This is a genomic window from Sorangium sp. So ce362 (assembly GCF_051519845.1).
In the GTDB taxonomy this organism is placed as follows: domain Bacteria; phylum Myxococcota_A; class Polyangia; order Polyangiales; family Polyangiaceae; genus Sorangium.
The window spans coordinates 11,792,436-11,812,128 of sequence record NZ_CP150332.1; the positions used below are offsets into that span (position 1 = coordinate 11,792,436).

Genomic DNA, 19,693 nt, shown 5'->3' on the forward strand with positions numbered 1-19,693 from the left:
TTCCCGGTAGAATTGCTCTCTTGACCAGCCTCCTCGCCCTTGCGGCCTGCGAGGGGCAGATCGGCAACACCGACGGCACCCTCCCCGACGACGGCGACGACGGCGGCGGCAGCAGCAGCAGCAGCTCCTCGGGCGGCCCTCGCCCGGTCCCCGGGGGCTCCAAGCCGTTGCCGACCGCCGCGTCGTGCGCTCCTGCGGCGAACGGCACCGCCGACGTCGCGGAGCCCCAGCTCCTCCTCCAGCTGTCCGACGACGACGAGAGCGCGTGGCTCGGGTCGCCGGTGGTCGCCGATCTGGACGGCGACGGCGAGAGCGAGATCCTGGTGACGCACAACGGCAACGTCGTCGCCTGGGGCCCCGACGGCGAGCAGAAGTGGCGGTTCGACGAGTCGCGGCAGCACGGCCGCATCTGGGCGAGCCCGATCGTCGCGGATTTCCGCGGCGACGCGCAGCTCGAGGTCGTCTTCGCGGCGCGCACGAGGATCTACATGCTCGACGCGAGCGGCCGGGTGGTGGACGGCTGGCCTGTCACCTGGAACGACGAGATCCGCGCCCTCGCCGCCGGCGACGTCGACGGCGACGGCCAGCTCGACGTCGTGGCCGCGAGCACCGACAGGTCCCCCGACGTCCTGATGGCCTTCCACGCGAGCGGGGCGCGGGTCGCCGGCTTCCCGCCGATCGAGAGCAACACGATCGGGTGCGACGCGCGCCGCAGCGACGACGCCGAGTGCTGGATCGTGGGCGTCTACGACCAGAACCTGGCCATCGGCGATCTCGACGGGGACGGCGCGCAGGACATCGTCGCGCCGATGGACAACTCCTATGCCGGGTTCTACCGCGGCACGGGGGAGGCCTTCGACGCGAATCCCATGTTCGAGGGCCGCCCGAAGACGCCGGGCGTGCGGTACATGCACGACCTCGCGCTCGCGCAGCAGGGCTTCGGCGACAGCCGCGACCTGCAGGCCTATTTCAAGAACTCGGCCCCTGCGATCGCGGACGTCAACGGCGACGGCACGCCGGAGATCATCATGCTCGCGGCGGCCGAGGACGTCGACATGTCGGACCAGTCCCAGGGCGTCGGCCTCTGGGTGGTCCGCAACGACGCGAGCCGCATCGAGGGGTGGGAGAGCCCGTTCTATGCGCCGGACTACCTGTCCGGCGGCGAGGATCTCGGCGGCAACATCGTGGCGGCGACGCAGCAGGTGACCGTGGCCGACCTCGACGCGACGCACCCCGGCCCCGAGATGATCTTCGCGGGCCTGGACGGGCGGATCCACGCGGTCCACGCCGACAAGACGGCGTACTGGGACGTCCAGTACACGGACGACACGCAGGTGCTCACGGGCGGCGTCGTGGTCGGGGACCTGTCGGGCGACGGCATCCCCGAGGTCGTGTTCAACACCTACTCGACCGAGGAGAACCGGAGCCACCTCTTCGTCCTCAACGCGGGCGGCAAGCTCCTCCACAAGATCCCGCTGCCGCGGCTCGGCGCGATGCCCGTGCCGACGCTCGCCGACGTGAACGGCGACGGCACCATCGAGATCGTCGTGTCGCTCCGCGAGATCGGGTGGATCGGCAACCAGCCGGAGCCGTGCACGTACGTGTACACGGTGCCGCAGTCGGCGACGAACTGCCTGCTCTGGCCGACCGCGCGCGGAAACTACTACAGGAACGGCTGGGTCCGCGGCGCGGACTGACGCGCTCCGCGGGGCCCGCGCGGGCAGGCTCCGCGCTCGCGCGCTCGTGAGGAGGGCCGATCGCTCCGGCGGTCGGCCCTTCGCCGGCGGGCCGGTCCGGCCTCAGGCCGCGAGCGCCTCGCGGCAGGCGGAGACCGTCCGCTCGATGTCTTCCTCGGTGTGCGCGCCGCTCAGGAAGGCCGCCTCGTACTGCGACGGAGGCCAGTAGATGCCGCGCGCGAGCATGCCGGCGTGGAAGGCGCTGAAGCGCTTCGTGTCGGAGGTCGCGGCGTCGGCCCAGGAGCGGACCGGGCCCTCCGTGAAGAACAGCGTGATCATCGAGCCGACCCGCTGCACGCACGCGGTCACGCCGGCGCCCTCGGCGGCGGCCCTGAGGCCGCGCTCGAGGGACGCGCCGAGCTGCTCGAGCCGCTCGTAGAGGTCGGGCGTGAGGCGCTCGAGCGTCGCGAGCCCCGCGCTGACCGCGAGCGGGTTGCCGCTGAGCGTGCCGGCCTGGTACACGGGGCCGAGCGGCGAGACGACGCGCATCACGTCGGCGCGGCCGCCGTAGGCCGCGAGGGGAATGCCGCCGCCGACGATCTTGCCGAGCGTCGTCAGGTCCGGCCGGAGGCCGAAGCGCTCCTGCGCGCCGCCGCGGGCGACGCGGCAGCCGGTCATCACCTCGTCGAAGATCGAGAGCGCGCCGTGCTTGCGGCAGAGGTCGATCACGAGGGCGAGGAAGCCCGGCTCCGGCGGGACGCAGCCCATGTTGCCGACAACGGGCTCGAGGATGACCGCGGCGATGTCGCCGCCGCGCGCCGCGAAGGCGGCCTCGAGGGCGGCCGGGTCGTTGTAGGGCAGCGACAGCGTGGCGCGGGCGACGCTCTCGGGGACGCCGGCCGAGTCGGGCGCGCCGAAGGTGGCGAGCCCGCTGCCTGCCTTGACGAGCAGGTGGTCGGCGTGGCCGTGGTAGCAGCCCTCGAACTTGATGATGACGTCGCGGCGGGTGAAGCCGCGCGCGACGCGGATGGCGCTCATCGTGGCCTCGGTGCCGCTGGAGACGCAGCGCAGCATGTCGATGCTCGGGTAGAGCTCGCGGATCTTCTCGGCGAAGCGGACCTCGAGCTCGGTCGGGGCGCCGAACGAGAGGCCGCCGAGGGCGGCTTCGCGGACGGCCTCGACCACGGCGGGGTTCGCGTGGCCGAGGATGGCCGGCCCCCAGGAGCCGACGAAGTCGATGTACTCGGCGCCGTCGACGTCGACCAGCCGCGCTCCCTGCGCGCGGGCGATGAAGAGGGGGTCGCCGCCGACGGCGCGGAAGGCCCGCACCGGGCTGTTCACGCCGCCGGGCAGGACGGCGGCGGCGCGGTCGAACAGGGCCTTGGAGGCGGGGGCTCGGCCCCCGCGGGCAGGCGGAGGAGCGCTTGTCGCGTTCGTCATCGTGCTCCGGCCATAGCAGGGGCAAGGCGGGGGAGCGACGCGGAACGAGGCTGCCGGGCGCGGGGCGTCGAGGTTTGCCGGACGCGGGGCGTCGTGGTGGCGGGGCCTGAACGACGGACGGGGGCTGGTGGCGAGCCGCCTTCGGTCCACACGATCCTTTGCGGCGCGGTCGCGCTTGGCTATGGTGATCGCCTGGAGAGAGGGGGCCGCGCGCTGCGGCCCGGGCTGCTCCTGGGGACCGCGGGCGCGGATCCCCGAGCACAAGCTTCTGGTGAGCCATGCGGATCTCCGAGGACCCCGGTCCGGGGCAGCGTCTCGGGCGATATGAGCTTCTGCGCCTCATCGGCGAGGGCGGGATGGCGCAGGTCTGGGCCGCGCGCATGGAGGGCTCCCGCGGCTTCCACAAGGTCGTCGCGCTGAAGACGCTCATTCCGGCGCTCGCGCGTGATCCGCAGTTCCAGCGCATGTTCCTCGACGAGGCGAACCTCGCCTCGAAGATCCACCACCGCAACGTGGTCGAGATCCTCGATCTCGGCGACACGGACGGCGTGCTCTTCCTCGTGATGGAGTGGATCGACGGGCAGACGATGCAGCGGCTGCTCCGGCCGGGGCTGCGCCCGATGCCGATCTCCCCGGCGATGGCCGCGCGCATCGTGGCCGACGCGGCGCACGGGCTGCACGCGGCGCACGAGCTCCACGACGAGCGCGGGGTGCCGCTCGGCATCGTGCACCGCGACGTCTGCCCGCAGAACATCCTCATCGATCGCGACGGCACGGTGAAGGTGGCCGATTTCGGGATCGTGAAGGCGTTCGAGCGGCTGGGCGACACGACGCAGACCGGCGAGATCAAGGGCAAGGGCGAGTACATGTCGCCCGAGCAGGCGCAGGGGCACCCGGTCGATCGCGGCTCGGACATCTTCTCGCTCGGCGTGGTGCTCTTCGAGGCGGTGACGGGCGCGCTCCCGTTCCAGGTGCTGCACGATCTCGTGCTGCCGCAGACCGGGGTGCCGGAGCCGCCGCGGCCCACGCTGATCGCGCCGCATTGCCCGCGGGATCTGGAGGAGATCATCCTGAAGGCGCTCGCGCGCGACCCGCGGCAGCGCTTCCAGACGGCGGGCGAGATGGCGAGCGCGCTGGAGGACTTCCTGATGCGCAGGTCGGGCGTGATCACGACCGCGCAGGTGGCGGAGCTCCTGATGGCGCGCTGCGGGGACAAGCTGGAGGAGGAGCGGCAGATGATCGCGGCCGCGATCGTCCCGCAGCAGCGCTCCGGGTGGCGGCCGAAGCCCGGCGCGACGCTGAGCTCGGGGCCGCCCTCCTCGAGCCGTTCGCGGGGGTCGCGCACGCCGCCGCGGAGGGGGCTCGGCGGGCTGATGCGCGCCGGCAGCGACGCGCTGCGCCCGGTGGCGCTGCCGTGGCTCGTGGCGTCGGTGTCCACGGGGGTCGCTGTCGCGTCGCTCATGTTCGTCGCGCTGAGCCGGCCGAGGGATCACCGGCCCCTCGTCGATCCGATCGCGGTGCAGACCCAGCCGAGCGTCGCGGTGGTGAAGCTGAACGGCGTGGTGCTCGGCGTGGGCAGCCAGATCATCGCCCGGCCACAGCCGGGGGTGTCGCTGCTCGTGGAGGCGCGGTCGAGCGATGGGGTCTCGCAGACCGTGGAGCTCACGTCGGAGTCCCCCGCGCGGATCCAGATCAACCTGGAGCCGAGGGGCGAGCCGGGCCCTGAGGCCGCGGCGCCGCCGGGCAGCGGGAGCGCGCCGGCGTCGCGGTAGCCGCATGGCGCCGCTCGAGGATCGGGGTGCGGAGCCGCTCGCCGCGCTCGAGGAGGCGGAGGGCGCCGCCGGCGGCGAGCGCGGGGCGGCCTCCGGTGCGCCGGGGTGCCGCGTGCGCTTCGCCCGCGGGATCACCGAGCTGCCCGGCGATCAGGTCGTGGTGGTGCTCCACGAGGACGCGTTCCTGCGCTGGCGGCCCACGCCGGAGCGGCCGGAGGGCGCGCCCTCGCGGCTCGCCGAGGTGACCGTGGGCGCGGCCATCGCGGTCGAGCACGGCGGCATCTGGGACGAGGGGCTCGTCCTCGGCCGCGTTGTGCGCCCTGCGCGCGCGGGCGGCTTCCGGGTCGACGGCGACGTGGAGGGCTACCCATCCATCGCTGACGCCGAGCGGGCGCACGGCCCGCTCGAGGCGGGTGAGCCGCAGGAGCAGCCGGCGAGGGCCGGCGATCCGGCGTTCGAGCTGGGCGAGCCGATCGGGCGCGATGCGCGCGGGACCGGCCGCCGAACGAGGAGATAGCCGCGGGCGTGGTGCCCTCGGGGCGCGCTGCCGAGCGGGCGCGCCGTCGTCCGAGCGCGCTGCCTTGCGAGCGCGCCGCGCGTCCCGCGTTGCTCAATCGAAATCGGTGAGCGCGTCGCCGCGCGCCTCGGTCCAGCTGTCGCGGCTGCGCAGCCGCTCGCGGTACGCGATCACGTTCGGCCAGCGCGCGCCGTCGTCGAGTTGCGACCCGCGGAGCATCGCGAGGGCGGCGCCCACGGCGCAGTCCGCGAGCGACATGGAATTCTTGAGCAGATACTGCTGCTCGTCGAGCTCTGCCTCGAGCAGGTCGAGCGAGCGCGTCGCCTCGTCGGCGGCCCGCTTCAGGACCGCCTCGGCGGGGGCAGGGAAACCGGTCCTCGGCGCGACGATGCTGGCCCACCAGACGACGCCGCAGTGCGGGGTCAGGTGCGCGCTGTCGAAGAACAGCCACTGGAGCGCCCTGGCCTCGGACGTCGGCACGTCGGGCCAGCGCGTCGTCCGGTGGGTGCGGCCGAGGTAGGCGATGATGGCGTTCGACTCCCGGAGCACGAGCGGGTCGTCCTCGAGGACAGGCACCTTCCGGTGCGGGTTCAGCCGGGTGAACGCTTCGGCGCGCTGCTCGCCTCGAAACAGGTCGACCTCGACCGGCTCGTAGGCGAGCCCGAGCTCGGCGAGGGCGAGGCGCACCTTGAGCGCATTGGGCGACCGAAGAAACGTGTAGAGGCGCATGCCGGCGCAGTAGCGCATGCGGCCGGAAGGCGCGAGCGTGCGGGGTGGGGGGACGGTCGGGGGAGCGCCGGGGGAGAAGTGAGCGCCTGGATCAGGCGATGCCGAGGACGGGCGCCTCGCCGGGCGCCGATTCGGGCTTCACGGGGCTGGCATCCGGCTTCTTGTCGGGCCGCGGGGACGCCGGCGTGGAGCGTGTCGCCGTGTACAGGTTGGGGAAGCGGCCTTCGGGATCGTCGTAATAGAAGAGGAACCGGCCGACACGGACGGCCTCGTCGTAATGGCGGAAGAGCAGCTTGGCGGCGCGTGCCTGGTAGCCTTTCCAGAGCGTCTGTTCGGGCGTCGCCGTGGCGCCGAGCAGCCGGAGGATCTGCTCCGCGAGGGCGCTCGCGTCCTGCTCGTCCTCGCTGCGGAAGTTCCGCTTGTCGTCCTTTATCGCGTCGCGATGCTTGCGGTACATGTCGGCGGCGCCGGACAGGTCATTGGCGAGGTCGAGGTGGCCGCTGCCCGCGCGCAGGTGCGCGAGCTGCGCGGTCGCTTCCGCGTCGCCGTCGAGGTGGTACTCGAGCGTCTTCAGCATGCGCGCGCGCGTCTCGTAGGCACGCTCGACGAGCGTGGCCGGGAGCGCCGCGCCGGAATGCGTCGCCGAGGTAAGGAGGAACTTGTACCGGGCGAACCAGGTCGCCCAGGCGACGCTCTCGAGCCCGTCGATCCGCGCGGCATCGAGCGCCCCCGCCGCGGCGATGGCCGCGATGCGCTGGCGCAGCTGCGGCGTGGAGAGCGTCTCGGCCACGCCGATGGCCTGCACGGCGGCTGCCTGGAGGTCGAGCCGCGGCGTGTCCAGCTCGGCGAGCGGTATCGCGTCGAGGTCGGGCTTCACGCGGTGGAAGGCCGCCTCCGCGGTATGGATCTGGGTGGGTTCAACGGCGGGTGTACCTGATCTGTTCGGTTTTTTGGGTTTGGACATGAAGGCAATGACTAAGTCGCGCGGGAGCGAATGTCGCGAGAGAGCACGAAAACGACGCGATTTATGTGGTTGCATCCGGGCGGCGGGGAAGGCCGGGGACACGAGCGCTCAGCGGCGCGGGCGCGAGGGGGGAGCGGAGCACAAAGTGGACGGAACCGACGGTGCTCCGGCCGGTGCGTCGGGGTTGCCGGAGGTGGCTGAGGACGTTGCGGGAAGCGCGCGGGGCTTGGCCGGAGGTGGTGGAGGACGTTGCGGGCAGTGCGCGGGGCTTGGCCGGAGGTGGTGGAGGACGTTGCGGGAAGTGCGCGGGGCTTGGCCGGAGGTGGTGGAGGACGTTGCGGGAAGTGCGCGGGGCTTGATCGGAGGTGGTGGAGGACGTTGCGGGCAGTGCGCGGGACTTGATCGGAGGGGGTGGAGGACGTTGCGGGCAGTGCGCGGGGCTTGGCCGCAGTGGATACGGGGGTGTGGGAGGTTGAACGTGCTGCGTTCAGCTTCGTCGGCGGCTGCGGGTGCACCTTGGTCGCTGAAGCGGTGGCGGAGCCCGCTTATTCGCAACGGGAAGCCGGAAATTAACGCCAAGGCGCAATGGCGCAAAAAGGCAAGGGAGGGGGAAGTCATTCCTGCAATCCGTCGACCACGCGATGGATACCCTGCCTCAAAGGCTGCGATGCACCTCGATCGCCGCGTCGACGACGATCCTGGCCATCTCATTCTCGTCCATTCCTCCTCCGTCGTTTTTGTGCCTTTGCGCCTTTGCGTTGAATTCTCGCTGCTCCGCAGAATGTGCGCTGTGCGTAGGGATAACGTCTCGGCATGTCCTTGGCCGCTTCCATGTCGCGCAGCTGCTCAGCGAGACCGTCGATGCCGTACGTCGCGACGAGGTTGAGCTCTCAGGAAGGCAGGACAGCAGGCCGTGCTGACGACGACACTCGTCCGGCCTGTCTCAAACCTGTTGGTAACTTCCGGGCGCGCGCCCGACCCCGCGGCTCCCGCCACGCCGCGCGCCCGATCGTCGGCCGCGCGCGCCGCTCTGCTACCCTCGCGCCATGGACCGCCACCGCTCGCTCCGCATGACCCTCCTCCTCGCCGCCGGCGCCGCCGGCTGTTCCAGCTCGAACAGCCGTGACATCGCGGTCGTCACGCTCGCCGAGCCACAGGCCGCGGGCGGCGACGCGGGCGCCCTGGACGAGCTGGCGGCGCCCGCGCCCCGGACGCCGCGCGCGGCGGGCTGGGTGCAGGAGCCGGACGGCACGGTGCACCGCGCGTCGCGGGTGCGCTGCGACGCGACCATCGCGCAGCGCGCGTGCAGCGGCGCCGAGCGAACGTTTCAATGCAAGACGGACGCCGACTGCAGAGAGGGACCCCGCGGCAAGTGCGTGAGCGCCTTCGGGCAGATAGGGGCGTATTGCGGCTGCGAGTACGCCTGCGAGAGCGACGTCGAGTGCGGCGCATCCGAGGTGTGCGTCTGCAAGGGGACTGGCGCGCTCCGAGAGGAGCACTCGGTCTGCGCGAAGGCGCAATGCGCGGTCGACGCCGACTGCCCTGACAGCACCTGTGGCCTGTCGGCTTACTTCAACGGGTGCTGGGAGCAGGTCACGCTCGCCTGCCGGACCAAGGACGACACCTGCCGGAGCGACGCCGACTGCGCGTCCGACACGATCCCGGGGGCCGCCTGCGTCGCCCCCGACATCGACGGAGAGAGCGCGCGCTGGCAGTGCGCAGGGATCTCCTGTGCCATCGGGCGCCCCCTCGTCGTCGACGGCCGGCCGCGCGCCGCGCGGGGCGCCCCGCGCGATGACTGGCGCGCGCCCGCGGAGCTCGACGTCGCGTCCCTCTCGCCCGAGGTGCGCGAGCGCGCCGCGGCGCACTATTCCGCCGTGGCCGCGCTCGAGCACGCGTCGATCGCGAGCTTCGCCCGCTTCTCCCTCCAGCTCCTCGCGCTCGGCGCGCCGGCCGCCCTCGTTGGCGAGGCGCACCGGGCCGCGCTCGACGAGGTGGAGCACGCGCGCCTCGCCTACGGCATCGCCTCGCGCCTCGCGGGCCGGGCGATCGGCCCGGGGCCGCTGCTCGAGGCGGCCACGGCGCCGCTCGGCGCAGGCGTCGCGGAGGTGGTGGAGGCGCTCGTCGAGGAGGGGTGCGTCGGCGAGACGCTGGGCGCGGCGGAGGGCCGGGAGCTCTCGCAGATCGCCGGGGATCCTGCGCTGGCGGCCGCGCTCGCGCGCATCGCCGCCGACGAGGAGCGGCACGCGGCCCTCGCGTGGAGGGCGCTCTCGTGGATGCTCGCGACGTTCGGCGAGCCGGCGCGCGCCGCGGCGGAGCGGGCGTTCTCCCGCGCCGTCGCGCGGTATGCGGCCGACCCGGCGCCCGGGCCCGCCGCGCACGAGGCGCTCGGCGTGCTCCCGGCGCGCGCGCTCGGAGCGCTGCGCCGCGAGGTGCTCGCCGAGGTCGTCGCGCCGTGCCGCGCGGCGCTCCCGGGGCTCTCGAGCGACAGCGCTCCCGCCAAGTCGTCGAGCTGGTCACAAGGCATCTCGACCTGACGGCAGCAAAGCGCTCCGTCGCGACGGATGCTGCGATGATGCGCGCCCGCGAGGCGAACACAGGAGTTGCCTGACACCGCTGTGGCTCGGGCTCTATCGCCGCGTCGCCCAAGACCTTCCCTGGCTTCATGTGGGAAGGAACCACAGAGGCACAGCGGACACAGAGTTTCTTTGCTCTGTCCTCTGTGTCCTCTGCGCCTCTGTGGTTCAGTTGCTTCTACAGCCCGCTCGGATCAGGTGAGCGATAGCCAGACGGACTTGAGCTGCGTGAGCTCGTCCAGCACCGCGCGCCCGTTCTCCCGCCCGAAGCCGGATTGCTTCATTCCGCCATACGGGCTCGCGGCGTCGAACCGGTTGTACGTGTTGATCCAGACCGTGCCCGCCTCGAGCCGCGCCGCCAGCGCGTGCGCCTTGCCCACGTCGCGCGTCCAGATGCCCGCCGCGAGGCCGTACTCGGTCGCGTTCGCGATGCGCGCGGCCTCCTCCACGTCGTCGAAGGGGATGACCGCCAGCACGGGGCCGAAGATCTCCTCGCGGGCGACGGTCATCGACGGAGAGACCGCCGAGAACACCGTCGGCTCCACGAAGAACCCCGGACCCTCGCCGCGCCCGCCGATCTCGCGGCGCGCCCCCTCGGCCGCGCCGCGATCGATGTAGCCGAGCACCTTCGTGAAGTGCGCCTCGGAGACGAGAGGGCCCAGCTGCGTCGACGGGTCGAGCGGATCGCCCGAGACGAGCCGGCGCGCGCCGCTCGTGACCGTCTCCAGCACGCGATCGTGCACCGCGCGCTCCACGAGGAGCCGGCTCCCCGCCGTGCAGAGCTCGCCCTGGTTGTAGAAGACGGCCGTCACCGCCGCCTTCGCGGCGCTCTCCACGTCCGCGTCCGCAAAGACGATGTTCGGGCTCTTGCCGCCGAGCTCCAGCGACAGCTTCTTCAGCGTGCCCGCCGCCGCGCGCATGATCGTCCGGCCCGTGTCCGTGCCGCCCGTGAACGAGATCTTCGCCACGCCCGGGTGCTCGACGAGCGCCGCTCCCGCCTCCTCGCCATGGCCCGTGACCACGTTGACGACCCCCGGCGGCACCCCCGCCTCCGCGAGGACGCGGGCGAGCTCCAGCGTCGTCAGGTTCGCCTCCTCCGGCGGCTTGATGACCACCGTGTTGCCCACCGCGAGCGCCGGCGCCACCTTCCGCGCCGCGAGCAGCAGCGGGAAATTCCAGGGGATGATCGCGCCGATGACGCCGAGCGGCTCGCGCACGGTGTAGTTCAGGAACGGGCCCCGCACCGGGATCGTCTCGCCGCCGAGCTTCGTCGCCCACCCGGAGAAATAGAAGAACGTGTCCGCCGTGCGCGGCACGTCGATCGTCCGCGCCGCCGTGATCGGCTTGCCCGTGTCGACGGCCTCGAGGCGCGCGAGCTCCTCGCACCGCGCGAGGATCAACTCCCCCGCCTTCCACAGGATGCGCGCGCGCTCGTTCGGATCCATCGCCGCCCACCGCGGAAACGCCGCGCGCGCCGACGCCACGGCGGCGTCGACGTCCTCGCGCCGGCCGCGGGCGAGCCGCGCGAGCACCCCGCCGGTCGCGGGGTTCGCGGTCTCGAACGTCTCGCCGGAGAGCGCCTCCCTCTCGGCGTTGTCGATCCAGAGCTTCTTCACCGTCTCGCGCGTCTCGGGCATGCCCTCGTCGTAAACCCGCGCACCCGGGCGCGGCAAGCGGCGATGACACGCGCCCTGCCGTGCGGGATACTCGCCCTGCCCATGGACTTCTCCGACCGCCCCACGCTCCCGTCCGTCCCTCCGCGAAGAGTCGTCACCGAGCTGCCAGGGCCGAAGGCGCGCGCCTGGATGGCGCGCGGCGGCTTCGACATGCAGTCGCGCTACCGCGCGGTCGTGATGGACGACATCGCGAGCCGGGGGTGCTCGCTCGTCGACGTGGACGGCAACGTGTTCCTCGACCTGTTCGCGAACTTCGCGCTCGGGGCGCTCGGCTACAACCACCCCTCGCTCGTCGAGGCGGCGCACCGCGACGGCTTCATCCGCGCGGTCGCGAACCCGACGTCGACGCCGTTCGTGACGACGCCGGCCTGGTTCGAGTTCGTGGAGGCGCTCGAGCAGCGGTACGCCCCGCGCGGCATGGCGCGCGTGTTCTGCGTGGACGCGGGGGGCGAGGGCGTCGAGGCGGCGCTCAAGGCGGCGTTCATCCGGCACGGCGAGCGCCGGCGAGAGGCGGCCGGGCTGCCGAGGAACCCGCTGGAGCTCCCGGAGGAGCAGCAGAAGAGCATCCTCGACAACGCGGGGACCGACGCGGTTGTCGTGTCGTTCGCCGGCGCGTTCCACGGCCGCGGCCTCGGGCCGATGTCAGCGACGCACTCCAAGGTCATCCACAAGGCCGATCTGCCCGCATTCCCCTGGCCCGCGGCGCCGTTCCCCGCGAGCCGCTTCCCGCTCGCGCGCTTCGCCGACCAGAACGACCGCGCCGAGGCGGAGGCGCTCGCCGACCTCGAGCGGATCCTCGACGCGCACCAGGGCAGGGTGGCCGCCGTGATCGTCGAGCCCGTGCAGTCCGAGGGCGGCGACCGGCACGCGAGCCCGGTCTTCTTCCGCCGCGCGCAGGAGCTCGCCGGCAAGGCGGGCGCGGCGTTCATCCTGGACGAGGTGCAGACGGGCCTCGGGATCACGGGCACGCTCTGGGCGCACGAGCAGCTGGAGCTGCCGCGCCCGCCCGACCTCATGTGCTTCGGCAAGAAGATGCAGATGGGCGGGTTCTTCGCGACGTCGGCGTACGACGTCGCGCAGTTCGGGCGCATGTACCAGACGCGCAACGGCGACCGCGCGCGGGCCGCGATCGCGCTGGCGACGCTGCGCGCGATCGAGTCGGAGGATCTCCTCGCCAGCGTGCGCGCGGCGGGCCGCCACTTCCTCTCGCGGATCGAGGAGCTCTGCGAGCGCTACCCCGCGCTCGCGAGCGAGCCGCGCGGCCGCGGCTTCCTGCTCGCGTTCGACCTGCCGACGACCGCGGCGCGCGACGATTTCCTCGGGCGCGCGCTGCGCCGCGGGGTGTTCGCGAGCTACACGGGGACGCGCTCGGTGCGGCTCCGCCCGCACCTCATCACGACGATCGCGGACGTCGACGAGGCGGTCTCGGTGTTCGACGCCGTGCTGCGCGAGATGGCCGGATGATCGTCGACCCGCGCGACGTGTGCCCGGGGGAGGGGCCGGAGAAGGTCGCGCGGGCGCTGGCTCAATTCTCCGTGGACGAGGTGCAGGGCGACGCGGCGTTCGACGAGGGCTACAGGGCGCTCGACGCGGTCTTCGGGCCGAAGGGCGAGCTCGAGCGCCGCGAGGTGCTCTCGGCGTGGTTCGCCGGGCAGAAGACGGACCCGGCGGCGCCGATCGTGGCGACGTACCATATGCTGCTCGCGCGCGGCGTGGAGGACGGCGACGGGCGCCTCGCCGGCGTGCGCGACTGCTACGTCACGCTCGACCGCGCGGCGCGGCGCTGCGTCGTGCTGCTCTCGCACGCCCTCGTCCTGCCGGCCTTCCGCCGCACCGGCCTCGCCGCCCTGCTGCGCGCGGCGCCCGTCGCGCTCGCGCGCCGCGCGATCGCCGAAGCCGGGCTCGGCGGGAGCCCGGGGGGCGGCGAAGGCGGCGTGGAGGTGATGCTCGCCGCCGAGATGGAGGCCGTCGACCCGGACGACCGTGACACGGTTGTGCGGCTCATCGCCTACGGCCGCGCGGGGTTCGCGATCATCCCGCCGGCGGTGCTCCCGTACGCGCAGCCCGACTTCCGCGACATCGCCGCGCTCGGCGTCTCGCCGGTGCCGCTGCCGCTGCTCGCGGTGGTGCGCCAGGTCGGCGAGGAGGAGCGCGACGACATCCCGCGCGCCCGGGCCGAGTCGTTCCTGCGCCACTACCAGACCGCCCACGCCGCCGAGGTGAGCCCGGGCGAGCTCGCGCCGATCCGCGAGAACGCGCTCGGGCGCCTCGCGGCGTTCCCGGGCGAGCGCGTGCCCCTGATCCGGATCCCGCGGGGCCCGGCGGAGATCGCGGGGCTCGCGCCGGCGCTCCGGAGCGCGGTGATGCCGCTGTTCCCGCCGGCGTGGCGCGGCAAGGCGCCGCTCGATGACCCGGCGCGGGAGCTCGAGCGGCTCTCTGCGGCGTGGCCCCCGGGATAGCCGCCGTCGGGCATCCCCGGGCACCGCGCCCCGCCGTGCGCGCCGTGCCGCTCGGCGGAGGGCCCTCGCGAGGGCTCCGCCCGGGGCGCCCCGGAGAACGGCCGGCAGCGGCCGGGCGAGCGGCTCCACGCGGAGGCTCCTCGGCGGTTCGCCGCGGGCTACGATGGAGAGCGCCGGACACGCCGCCATGCCGTCAAGCACCACCCACGTTTCGATCCGCAGGATCACCGACGAGAGCGCCGCCGACGCCGAGGATCAGCTCGCCGTCGAGGCGCCCCTCGAGATCGTCGTCGTCGCGCGAGCCCGCGGGGCGCTCCCCTTGGCCCCGCAGGAGCGCGCCGCGCGCCGCCTCGGCATCACGATGCGCACGCCCGGCCACGACCGCGAGCTCGCGATCGGGCTGCTGTTCGCCGAGGGGATCATCTCCCGCGCGGCCGACGTGGTCGCCGTCGACGAGGCTGCCGGCCCCTCGGGCGAGCTCGTGCGCGTCACGCTCGCCGAGGACGTGACCGTCGACCTCGGGCGCACCGAGCGCGCCCTCGCGGTCGCGAACGCGAGCTGCGGCGTCTGCGGCAAGGCGTCGATCGACGTCGCGTCGTGCGCGCCGCCCTCGCCGCTCGAGCGGGGCGCGCCGCGGCTCGCGCCGCGCGTCGTGCACGGGCTCGCCGCGCGTCTCCGCGAGGCGCAGCCGGTGTTCGGGCGGACCGGGGGGCTGCACGCGGCGGCCCTCTTCGACGCGGGCGGCGCGCTCGCCGACCTCCGCGAGGACGTGGGCCGCCACAACGCCGTCGACAAGCTGATCGGCGCCGCGCTGCTCGCCGGGCGGCTGCCCGACCCGGGCGCGGTGCTCATGGTCAGCGGGCGCGCCGGGTTCGAGCTCGTGCAGAAGGCGCTCCGGGCGTCGATCCCGGTGATGGTCGCGGTGGGCGCGCCGTCGAGCCTGGCCGCCGAGCTCGCGTCGGCGCACGGGATGACGCTCGTCGGCTTCGCGCGCGACGGCCGGTTCAACGTGTACGGGGGCCGGGAGCGCATCGCGGTCGCGCCGGAGGCGGCGTCGTGACGGCGCGCGACGTGCGCGACGTGCAGGCCGAGCCGCCGGTCGAGGCCGAGCCGCCCCGGATCGGCGAGCGCAGCGGGGCGGCCGGCGGGCTCGCGGCGGTCGGGGCGACGCTCCGGCACGCGGTCGGCGAGATGGGGGTCGCGCGCGCCGTGCGCACGCTCCTGCGCGTGAACCAGGGCGAGGGCTTCGACTGCCCCGGCTGCGCCTGGCCCGAGCCCGAGGAGAAGCGCTCGGTCGCCGAGTTCTGCGAGAACGGCGCCAAGGCGGTCGCCGAGGAGGCGACGCTCCGGCGCGTCACGCCGGAGTTCTTCCGCGAGCACAGCGTCGAGGCGCTCTCGCGTCAGTCGGACCACTGGCTCGGCAAGCAGGGGCGGCTCGTCCACCCGATGCTGCTCGACGAGGGCGCGTCGCACTACCGCCCTGTGTCGTGGGACGAGGCGCTCGAGCTCGTCGCCTCGTCGCTGCGCGCGCTGGCCTCGCCGGACGAGGCGCTCTTCTACACCTCGGGGCGCACCAGCAACGAGGCGGCGTTCCTCTACCAGCTCTTCGTGCGCGAGCTCGGGACGAACAACCTGCCCGACTGCTCGAACATGTGCCACGAGTCGAGCGGCGTCGGCCTGAGCGAGGCCATCGGGGTCGGCAAAGGTACCGTATCTCTTCATGATTTCGAGCTGGCTGACGCGATCTTCGTCGTCGGTCAGAACCCGGGGACGAACCACCCGCGCATGCTCTCGGCGCTGCGCGAGGCGCGGCTGCGCGGCTGCGAGGTCGTGACCGTGAACCCGCTCCCCGAGGTCGGCAACGAGCGCTTCCAGCACCCGCAGCACCCGCTCGATCTCGTCGGCTCGGGGGTGCCGCTCTCGACGCTCTTCGTCCAGGTGCGCATCAACGGCGACGTCGCGCTCTTCACCGGGATCATCAAGGAGATGCTCGAGGAGGAGGAGCGCAGGCCGGGGGCCGTGCTCGATCGCGCGTTCATCGCGCGCCACACCCACGGCTTCGAGGCGTTCGCGGCCGCCGTGCGCGAGACGCCGTGGGACGACATCGTGGAGCAGAGCGGGGTCCCGCGCGATCGGATCCGGGCGGCGGCCGAGATCGCGATGCGGTCCGAGCGCACGATCGCGTGCTGGGCCATGGGCCTCACGCAGCACCAGAACGGCGTGGCCAACGTGCAGCAGGTCATGAGCTTCCTGCTCCTGCGCGGCAACATCGGGCGGCCGGGCGCGGGCGCGTGCCCGGTGCGCGGGCACAGCAACGTGCAGGGCGACCGGACGATGGGCATCTGGGAGCGCCCGCCCGCCGAGCTCCTCGACCGCATCGAGAAGAACTTCGGCTTCTCGCCGCCGCGCCGCCACGGGCTCGACACCGTCGCCGCGATCGCCGCGATGGCCGACGGGCGCGCCCGCGTCTTCTTCGCGCTGGGCGGCAACTTCCTCTCGGCGACGCCGGACACGGCGTTCACCGCCCGCGCCCTCGCCCGGTGCGAGCTCACGGCGCACGTGTCGACAAAGCTGAACCGGGCGCACCTCGTGACGGGGCGGCGCGCGCTCATCCTGCCTTGCCTCGGGCGCACCGAGCGCGACGTGCAGGCGGGAGGGCCGCAGCTCGTGACGGTCGAGAACTCGATGGGCGTCGTCTCGAGCTCGCGCGGCAACCTCCCGCCGGCCTCGGAGACGCTGCGGAGCGAGGTGGCGATCGTGGCGGGGCTCGCCCGCGCGACGCTGGGCGCGCGCTCGCGCGTGCCCTGGGAGGAGCTCACGGCCGATTACGATCGGATCCGCGATCTCATCGAGCGCACGATCGACGGGTTCGACGATTTCAACGCGCGCATCCGGGACCCGCGCGGCTTCGCCCTGCCGAACGCCGCGGCGCGGCGCGAGTTCCGCACCGCCACGGGCAAGGCGAACTTCATCGCCCACGCGCTCCCGCGGCACGAGCTCGAGCCGGGCGAGCTCCTGATGATGACCATCCGCAGCCACGACCAGTACAACACGACAATCTACGGGCTCGACGACCGCTACCGCGGCGTCCGCGGCGGGCGCCGCGTCGTGTTCATGAACGCCGAGGACGCGGCCGAGCGCGGGCTCGCGCAGGGGGACCTCGTCGACGTCACGAGCCGCTTCTCCGACGGGGAGCGTGCGGCGCGCGCGTTCCGCGTCGTGCTCTACACGATCCCCCGCGGCAACGTCGCGGCCTATTTCCCGGAGGCCAACGTGCTCGTGCCGCTCGGGAGCATCGCCGAGAAGAGCCACACCCCCGCGTCGAAGTCGATCGTCGTGCGCGTCCGGCCGGCCGTCGCGAACGACGGAACCGCGTGACGCTCTGCCGCCCCCCGTCGCACTGGAGTCCGACCATGACCGCTCAGACCAGCATCTCTCCGCCCATCCCCGGTGAGCCCGAGCGCGCCTCGATGCGCACCGCCATCCCGGGGCCCGCGTCCGAGGCGCTCCGCGCTCGCCACCATCGCTACCAGGACGCGCGGCCGATCCACTTCTATCAGGACGCGCGAAAGAGCCTGGGCAACTACATGGTCGATGTGGACGGCAACGTCCTGCTCGACGTGTACGGTCACATCGCGGCCGTGCCCATCGGCTACAACCACCCGGACCTGCTCGCCGCCTGGCGCGATGGCCGCTTTGATTGGGCCGCCGGCTACCGCTCGTCGCTCGGGGTCGCGCCCGCGCCCGAGTGGGTCGACATCGTCGAGAACACGCTGATGCGCGTCGCGCCGAAGGGGCACGCGCACGTGTTCACCTTCACGACCGGCGCCGAGGCGGTGGAGAACGCGCTCAAGGCCGCGTTCATCCGGCTCGCGCGGCGCCGGCGCGGCGGCGCGCAGCCGAGCGACGGCGACCTCGCCGCCGCCATGCTCAACCGGCAGCCCGGCATCAACGCCTTCAAGGTGATCTCCTTCGAGGGCGGGTTCCACGGCCGCAGCATGGGCGCCCTCTCGGCGACGCGGAGCAAGCCGATCCACAAGCTCGATATCCCCGCGTTCGACTGGCCCGTCGTGCCGTTCCCCGCGAACCAGTTCCCCGAGGCGGCCCACGCCGAGCAGAACCGCGCCGCCGAGGCGCGCTCGCTCGAGGCGATCAAGGCGGTGATCGACGCGCACCCGGACGAGATCGCCGCGGTCATCGTCGAGCCCATCCAGGGCGAGGGCGGCGATCGCCACGCGAGCCCCGCGTTCTTCCAGGCGCTCCGCCGCCTCACCTCGGAGCACGGCGTCGCGCTCATCATCGACGAGGTGCAGACCTGCGGCGGCGGGACCGGCGCGCTGTGGGCGCACGAGGCGTGGGACCTGCCCGAGCCGCCGGACATGGTCACGTTCTCCAAGAAGATGCAGCTCGGCGGCTTCTACTGCCGCGAGGAGCTCGCGCCGATCGAGCCGCTGCGCATCTTCAACACCTGGCTCGGCGACCCGATCCGCGGCGCGCAGCTCGAGGTGATCCTCGAGGTCATCGAGCGCGACAGGCTCCTCGAGAACACGCGGGCGACGGGCGCGCGCCTGGTCGCCGGGCTCGAGGACCTCTGCCTCCGCTACCCCGGGGTGCTCTCGGGCGCCCGGGGCAGCGGCACCTTCGCCGCCGTCGACTTCCCCCACGCCGCCCGCCGCGACGCGGCGCTCACCGCGCTCCGCAACCGCGGCCTCGAGGTGGGGGGCTCGGGCGACCGCACGCTCCGCTTCCGGCCGGCGCTCGTCTTCGCCCCGCGCCACCTCGCCGAGGCGCTCGACCTCCTCGAGTCGGTCTGCAAGTGACCGCCGCCTCCGCCTCCGCCTCCGCCTCGCTTCCGATCCGGGTGTTCCACTCGGCGCGCTACTTCGCGGACATCGGCGAGCACGTCATGCCGATGCGCAAGTTCGCGCTCGTGCGCGAGGCGATCGAGCGGAGCGGCCTGCCCGCGCGCATCGACGAGCCCGATCCGGTCAGCGACGAGGACCTCCTCCGCGTGCATACGCCCGAGTACCTCCGGGCGATCGCGACCGGCGAGCCCCGGGCGCTGGCCGAGTCGCAGAAGTTCCCCTGGTCGCCGGCGCTCGCCGGGGCGGTGCGCTTCACGAACGGCGGCTGCATCGCCGCCGTCTCCGCGGCGCTCGAGGGAGGCATCGCGGGCAACCTCGCGAGCGGCTTCCACCACGCGCACGCCGCGCACGGCGAGGGCTTCTGCACCTTCAACGGTCTCGTCGTCGCGATGGAGCGCGCGCGCGCCGAGGGGCGCATCCGCCGCGCCCTGGTCGTCGACATGGACCTCCACTACGGCAACGGCACCGCGTCGCTGCTCGCGTCGCGCCCCTGGGCGTTCGCGCTCTCCATCTACGGCAACTGGTACAAGCAGAACCGGGCGTACCGGGACGTCGAGGGCGAGCGCGCTCCGGACACGGAGAACAGCTGGTCCGTCCCGGTGCCGGGCGGGAGCGGCGGCGCCGCGTACCTCGAGATCCTGGAGCGGCACCTCGGCCCCGCGATCGACCGCGCCGCGCCCGACCTGATCCTGTACCAGGCCGGCGCGGACCCGTTCCGCGAGGACCCCTACTCGCCGCTCGACCTGACGCACGACGACCTGCGCGCGCGCGACGAGATCGTGTTCCGGACCGCGCTCGAGCGGCGTATCCCGATCGCGTGGGTCCTCGCGGGCGGCTACACGCCCGACGTGAGCCGGGTGGTCGAGGTGCACCTCGGCACGTTCGTCGCGGCGGTGCGGGCGCGGGAGGCGCGCCGGGAGGGGCGGTGATCCCGCAAGAAGGGGCCATTCGCTCGACGCGTCTCCGCGCGGCGCAGGTGATGGCTCATCGCGCGGGCGCACACGGCGGCGCGGCGCGGC

14 protein-coding genes are annotated in these 19,693 nt (G+C 73.4%); 10 read left to right on the plus strand and 4 right to left on the minus strand.

Annotated features, from left to right (window positions below):
- The first annotated feature begins 20 nt into the window (after positions 1-20).
- Entirely contained in the window at positions 21-1,697 is a 1,677-nt protein-coding gene (locus tag WMF17_RS45205) for an FG-GAP repeat domain-containing protein (RefSeq protein ID WP_437599735.1), read from the plus strand.
- Between the two features lie 102 nt (positions 1,698-1,799).
- Here the strand turns inward: WMF17_RS45205 and hemL are convergent, their stop codons facing one another.
- On the minus strand, positions 1,800-3,116 hold the full coding sequence (gene hemL / locus WMF17_RS45210) for a glutamate-1-semialdehyde 2,1-aminomutase (protein WP_437647123.1): 1,317 nt from the start codon (positions 3,114-3,116) through the stop codon (positions 1,800-1,802).
- 278 nt (positions 3,117-3,394) lie between these two features.
- Between hemL and WMF17_RS45215 the strand changes: the two genes are divergently transcribed.
- Positions 3,395-4,888 (plus strand): serine/threonine-protein kinase, encoded by a 1,494-nt coding sequence (locus WMF17_RS45215; RefSeq protein ID WP_437599737.1) that lies wholly within the window; start codon positions 3,395-3,397, stop codon positions 4,886-4,888.
- 4 nt (positions 4,889-4,892) lie between these two features.
- Positions 4,893-5,405, plus strand: a complete 513-nt coding sequence (locus tag WMF17_RS45220) for a hypothetical protein (protein WP_437599738.1) — start codon at positions 4,893-4,895, stop codon at positions 5,403-5,405.
- Positions 5,406-5,498: 93 nt separating this feature from the next.
- Here WMF17_RS45220 and WMF17_RS45225 read toward each other — a convergent pair whose 3' ends face one another.
- Entirely contained in the window at positions 5,499-6,134 is a 636-nt protein-coding gene (locus tag WMF17_RS45225) for a glutathione S-transferase family protein (protein ID WP_437599739.1), read from the minus strand.
- A 91-nt stretch (positions 6,135-6,225) separates the two neighbouring features.
- Positions 6,226-7,200, minus strand: coding sequence for a hypothetical protein (locus WMF17_RS45230; RefSeq protein ID WP_437599741.1), 975 nt, complete (start codon positions 7,198-7,200; stop codon positions 6,226-6,228).
- A gap of 944 nt (positions 7,201-8,144) precedes the next feature.
- Between WMF17_RS45230 and WMF17_RS45235 the strand changes: the two genes are divergently transcribed.
- Positions 8,145-9,635 (plus strand): ferritin-like domain-containing protein, encoded by a 1,491-nt coding sequence (locus WMF17_RS45235; protein WP_437599742.1) that lies wholly within the window; start codon positions 8,145-8,147, stop codon positions 9,633-9,635.
- Positions 9,636-9,868: 233 nt separating this feature from the next.
- Here the strand turns inward: WMF17_RS45235 and WMF17_RS45240 are convergent, their stop codons facing one another.
- Positions 9,869-11,311, minus strand: a complete 1,443-nt coding sequence (locus WMF17_RS45240; RefSeq protein ID WP_437647125.1) for an aldehyde dehydrogenase family protein — start codon at positions 11,309-11,311, stop codon at positions 9,869-9,871.
- An 81-nt stretch (positions 11,312-11,392) separates the two neighbouring features.
- On the opposite strand from WMF17_RS45240, the gene WMF17_RS45245 reads away from it, so the two are divergent.
- From WMF17_RS45245 to WMF17_RS45270, 6 genes are all read left to right on the plus strand, one after another.
- A complete protein-coding gene (locus tag WMF17_RS45245) occupies positions 11,393-12,814 on the plus strand; it encodes an aminotransferase class III-fold pyridoxal phosphate-dependent enzyme (RefSeq protein WP_437647127.1) in 1,422 nt (473 codons plus the stop codon).
- Positions 12,811-13,809, plus strand: coding sequence for a hypothetical protein (locus WMF17_RS45250; RefSeq protein WP_437647129.1), 999 nt, complete (start codon positions 12,811-12,813; stop codon positions 13,807-13,809). The genes WMF17_RS45245 and WMF17_RS45250 overlap by 4 nt, the downstream gene beginning before the upstream one ends.
- A 187-nt stretch (positions 13,810-13,996) precedes the next feature.
- Positions 13,997-14,869 (plus strand): formate dehydrogenase accessory sulfurtransferase FdhD, encoded by an 873-nt coding sequence (locus WMF17_RS45255; protein ID WP_437599746.1) that lies wholly within the window; start codon positions 13,997-13,999, stop codon positions 14,867-14,869.
- Positions 14,866-17,187, plus strand: a complete 2,322-nt coding sequence (locus WMF17_RS45260) for an FdhF/YdeP family oxidoreductase (protein WP_437647130.1) — start codon at positions 14,866-14,868, stop codon at positions 17,185-17,187. Before WMF17_RS45255 ends, WMF17_RS45260 begins: the two co-directional genes overlap by 4 nt.
- A gap of 35 nt (positions 17,188-17,222) precedes the next feature.
- Complete coding sequence (locus WMF17_RS45265) at positions 17,223-18,629, plus strand: aminotransferase class III-fold pyridoxal phosphate-dependent enzyme (RefSeq protein ID WP_437647132.1); 1,407 nt, start codon at positions 17,223-17,225, stop codon at positions 18,627-18,629.
- Complete coding sequence (locus WMF17_RS45270; protein ID WP_437647134.1) at positions 18,626-19,603, plus strand: histone deacetylase family protein; 978 nt, start codon at positions 18,626-18,628, stop codon at positions 19,601-19,603. Before WMF17_RS45265 ends, WMF17_RS45270 begins: the two co-directional genes overlap by 4 nt.
- Positions 19,604-19,693 lie beyond the last annotated feature (90 nt).

Coding starts and splice junctions, on each gene's coding strand:
- hemL (WP_437647123.1), bottom strand. CDS start 3,116: ATGACGAACGCGACAAGCGCTCCTCCGCCTGCCCGCGGGGGCCGAGCC.
- WMF17_RS45215 (WP_437599737.1), top strand. CDS start 3,395: ATGCGGATCTCCGAGGACCCCGGTCCGGGGCAGCGTCTCGGGCGATAT.
- WMF17_RS45220 (WP_437599738.1), top strand. CDS start 4,893: ATGGCGCCGCTCGAGGATCGGGGTGCGGAGCCGCTCGCCGCGCTCGAG.
- WMF17_RS45225 (WP_437599739.1), bottom strand. CDS start 6,134: ATGCGCCTCTACACGTTTCTTCGGTCGCCCAATGCGCTCAAGGTGCGC.
- WMF17_RS45235 (WP_437599742.1), top strand. CDS start 8,145: ATGGACCGCCACCGCTCGCTCCGCATGACCCTCCTCCTCGCCGCCGGC.
- WMF17_RS45240 (WP_437647125.1), bottom strand. CDS start 11,311: ATGCCCGAGACGCGCGAGACGGTGAAGAAGCTCTGGATCGACAACGCC.
- WMF17_RS45245 (WP_437647127.1), top strand. CDS start 11,393: ATGGACTTCTCCGACCGCCCCACGCTCCCGTCCGTCCCTCCGCGAAGA.
- WMF17_RS45250 (WP_437647129.1), top strand. CDS start 12,811: ATGATCGTCGACCCGCGCGACGTGTGCCCGGGGGAGGGGCCGGAGAAG.
- WMF17_RS45255 (WP_437599746.1), top strand. CDS start 13,997: ATGCCGTCAAGCACCACCCACGTTTCGATCCGCAGGATCACCGACGAG.
- WMF17_RS45265 (WP_437647132.1), top strand. CDS start 17,223: ATGACCGCTCAGACCAGCATCTCTCCGCCCATCCCCGGTGAGCCCGAG.